This is a genomic window from Planomonospora algeriensis (genome assembly GCF_977012225.1).
Genome location: NZ_CDRNDK010000580.1, coordinates 1 through 3,422, shown reverse-complemented (window position 1 = coordinate 3,422; position 3,422 = coordinate 1). Strand labels below are relative to the sequence as shown.

Sequence of the window (3,422 nt, the reverse complement as noted above, 5' to 3'; positions counted from 1 at the left end):
GATCAGGCCGACCGCATGGACCGTATGGGCCGCATGGATCAGGCCGACCGCATGGACCGTATGGGCCGCATGGATCAGGCCGACCGCATGGGCCGGGCGGGCTCGCAGGTGGGGACCGTCCTTGTGGCGCGGCCCGACAACGCCGGCGACGTCCTGCTCGCCGGGCCCGCGATCCGGGCGGTCGCCGCCCGGGCGCGGGAGGTCGTCCTGCTGGCGGGCCCGCACGGCCGCGCGGCGGGCGAGCTCCTGCCCGGCGTCTCGCGGGTGCTGGAGTGGCGGACCCCGTGGATCGACCCCGAGCCGCCGCCCGTGTCCGGCGCCCACGTCACCCGGCTGATCAGGGAGATCCGGCGGCTGGCGCCGGAACAGGCGCTGATCTTCACCTCCTTCCACCAGTCGCCGCTCCCGCTCGCGCTGCTGCTGCGGCTGGCGGGCACGCCCAGGATCGCCGCGATCAGCACCGACTACCCCGGCTCGCTGCTCGACGTGCGCCGGGTCGTCGACGAGGACGGCGCGGACGCGGACGTGCCCGAGGCCGAGCGCATGCTGGGCCTGGCCCGCCAGGCGGGCTTCGACCTGCCCCCCGGCGACGACGGCCGGCTCGCCGTACGGAGGCCGCTACCCGACGTCGGCCACCTGACCGGACCGCCCGGATACGTGGTCGTGCACCCCGGCGTCTCGGCACCCGCGCGGGCGTGGCCGGCCGCGAGTTGGGCCCGGCTGGTCCGGCTGCTCGCCAACGGGGGCCGCAGGGTCGTGGTGACCGGAGGCCCCGGCGAGCGGGTGCTGACGGCGGGCGTCGCCGGTGCCGCCTCCACGACCGGTGCCACCGTCGCGACCGGTGCCACGCGACCGGCTCCGCCGCGGACGCGTTCGCCGCGAGGGCCGTCCTGGACGGCCTCGCGCCCGGGATCCGGGGGCGGGACGCGCCGGGGGATACGCCGGGGGACGTGGTCGACCTCGGCGGGCGGACAGACCTCGCCGAACTGGCCGGGGTGATCGCCGGAGCGTGCGCGGTGGTCGCGGCCAACACCGGCCCCGCCCACCTGGCCGCGGCGGTCGGCACCCCCGTCGTCAGCCTGTTCGCCCCGGTCGTCCCGGCCGCCCGCTGGGCGCCGTACGGCGTGCCGTCCGTCGTCCTCGGCGACCAGCACGCCCCCTGCCGCGGGAGCAGGGCCAGGACCTGCCCCGTCCCCGGCCACCCCTGCCTGTCGTCCGTCCCGGCCGAGGAGGTCGCCGAGGCCGTCAGCCGCCTGGCCGCGCCAAGGGAGGCAACCTTATGAGAATCGCTCTGGTGTCCGAGCACGCGAACCCGCTCGCGGCCATCGGCGGAGTCGACGCCGGCGGGCAGAACGTCCACGTGGCGGCGCTGGCGGCGGCGCTGGCCGAGCGGGGGCACGAGGTCGTCGTGCACACCCGGCGCGACCGCCCCGACGTCCCCGACGCGGTGGCGCTCTGCCCCGGCGTGACCGTGGAGCACGTCCCGGCCGGTCCCGCCACCCCCGTGCCCAAGGACCTGCTGCCGCCGTACATGCCGGCCTTCGCCGCGCACCTGCGGCGCGCTGGCGGCGCGGCAGGCCCGACGTGGTCCACGCGCACTTCTGGATGAGCGGCCTGGCCGCGCTGGAGGCCGCCCGGCCCCTCGGCGTGCCGGTCGTGCAGACCTTCCACGCCCTCGGCACGGTGAAGCGGCGCTGGCAGGGCACGGCGGACACCAGCCCGCCGCAGCGGATCGCCGCCGAGACCGCCCTCGGGCGCGACGCCCAGCTGACCGTCGCCACCTGCACCGACGAGGTGAACGAGCTGATGGCGATGGGCGTGCCCGCCGAGCGGGTCACGATCGTGCCGTGCGGCGTCGACCTGGAGCTGTTCCACCCGGACGGCCCGGCCGCGCCGCGCGGGCGGCGGCCGCGCATCCTCAGCATCGGGCGCATGGTGCCGCGCAAGGGCGTCGGCACCGTCGTCGAGGCCCTGCGCTCCCTACCCGGCGCCGAACTGGTGATCGCCGGCGGCGCGCCGGACGACGAGGAGGCGCGGCGGCTGGAGCACCTGGCCGCCGCCCACGGACTCTCCGGCCGGGTCAGCGTGATCGGCAGCGTCGGCCGCGCCGACGTGCCCGCCCTGATGCGCTCGGCCGACGTCGTGGTCAGCGTGCCCTGGTACGAGCCGTTCGGCATCGCCGTCGTGGAGGCCATGGCCTGCGGGGTGCCCGTGGTCGCCTCCTCCGTCGGCGGGCACCTGGACACGGTGGCGGGCTGCGGCGTGCTGGTCCCGCCCCGCCGCCCCCGGGCCCTCGCCCGGGCCCTCAGCGACCTGCTGAAACGCCCTGACCTGCGTGCGGCCCTCGCGCTGTCCGGCGAGCGCCGCGCCAGGTCCGGGTACGGCTGGCCCCGGATCGCCGAGCGGACCGAGGCCGTCTACCTGGATGTGATCACCGGCCACCGGACCCGGGGCCGGAACCGGATCGCCGCCGCCGCGGGAGGCTGAAGAACCATGCACCCACACCTGTCACGCCTGAGCGCCGCGCTCGCCGCGGTGGACGACGAGACCGAGACCATCGCCAGCTGGGGGCGGAAGCTCGCGGCCGTGCTCACCGGCGGCGGCCGCCTGCTCGCCTGCGGCAACGGCGGATCCGCCGCCGAGGCCCAGCACCTCACCGCGGAGCTGGTCGGCCGCTTCCGCGACGACCGCCGGCCGTACGCGGCGATCCCGCTGCACGCCGACACCTCCAGCGTCTCCGCGATCGCCAACGACTTCGGCGCCCAGGAGGTCTACGCCCGCCAGGTACGGGCGCACGGCGCCCCGGAGACGTCCTGATGTGCCTGTCCACCAGCGGTTCCAGCCAGAACGTGCTGGCCGCCGCGCTCGCCGCCCGCGAGTGCGGCCTGACGACCTGGGCACTGACGGGACCGGCGCCCAACCCCCTCGCCGACCTCTGCGACGACGCCCTCCCCGTGGCGGCCGCGGACACCGCGACCGTCCAGGAGGTGCACCTCGCGGTGATCCACATGCTCTGCCACGCGCTCGAGGAGGCCTGCGCATGAGGCCGGGACCGCTCGTCGTCGTCGGTGACACGCTGCTCGACGTGGACGTCGAGGGCGAAGCCGAACGGCTCTGCCCCGACGCGCCGGTCCCCGTGGTGGCCGCGGGCCGCCGCGACCGCCGCCCCGGAGGGGCCGGTCTCGCGGCCCTGCTCGCGGCCCGCGCCGGGGCGGAGGTCGTCCTGGTCACCGCACTCGGCGACGACGAACCCGGCCGGTGGCTGCGGGAGGCGCTCTCCGGCCTGATGGAGGTGGTCCGGCTGCCGCTGCGGGGCGGGACCGCCGCCAAGACCCGGATCCGGCCCGGGGCCAGACCCTGCTCCGCCTCGACACCGGCGAGGGCCGGGCGCATCCGCTCGGGCTCGACGCCCGCCGGGCCGC

3 protein-coding genes and 2 pseudogenes are annotated in these 3,422 nt (G+C 77.4%); all 5 read left to right on the top strand.

The window, feature by feature from the left end:
- Positions 1–87 precede the first annotated feature (87 nt).
- A pseudogene (locus ACWJ6R_RS32755) lies at positions 88–1,283 on the top strand (glycosyltransferase family 9 protein).
- Positions 1,280–2,487, top strand: a pseudogene (locus ACWJ6R_RS32750) (glycosyltransferase). The pseudogenes ACWJ6R_RS32755 and ACWJ6R_RS32750 overlap by 4 nt, the downstream one beginning before the upstream one ends.
- Positions 2,488–2,493: 6 nt before the next feature.
- Positions 2,494–2,817, top strand: coding sequence for a D-sedoheptulose-7-phosphate isomerase (locus tag ACWJ6R_RS32745; RefSeq protein WP_449065931.1), 324 nt, complete (start codon positions 2,494–2,496; stop codon positions 2,815–2,817).
- Complete coding sequence (locus ACWJ6R_RS32740; protein WP_449065930.1) at positions 2,817–3,044, top strand: hypothetical protein; 228 nt, start codon at positions 2,817–2,819, stop codon at positions 3,042–3,044. Before ACWJ6R_RS32745 ends, ACWJ6R_RS32740 begins: the two co-directional genes overlap by 1 nt.
- On the top strand, positions 3,041–3,422 hold a 382-nt coding region (locus tag ACWJ6R_RS32735), incomplete at its 3' end, for a PfkB family carbohydrate kinase (RefSeq protein WP_449065929.1). The genes ACWJ6R_RS32740 and ACWJ6R_RS32735, both read left to right, overlap by 4 nt.

Coding starts and splice junctions, on each gene's coding strand:
- ACWJ6R_RS32745 (WP_449065931.1), top strand. CDS start 2,494: ATGCACCCACACCTGTCACGCCTGAGCGCCGCGCTCGCCGCGGTGGAC.
- ACWJ6R_RS32740 (WP_449065930.1), top strand. CDS start 2,817: ATGTGCCTGTCCACCAGCGGTTCCAGCCAGAACGTGCTGGCCGCCGCG.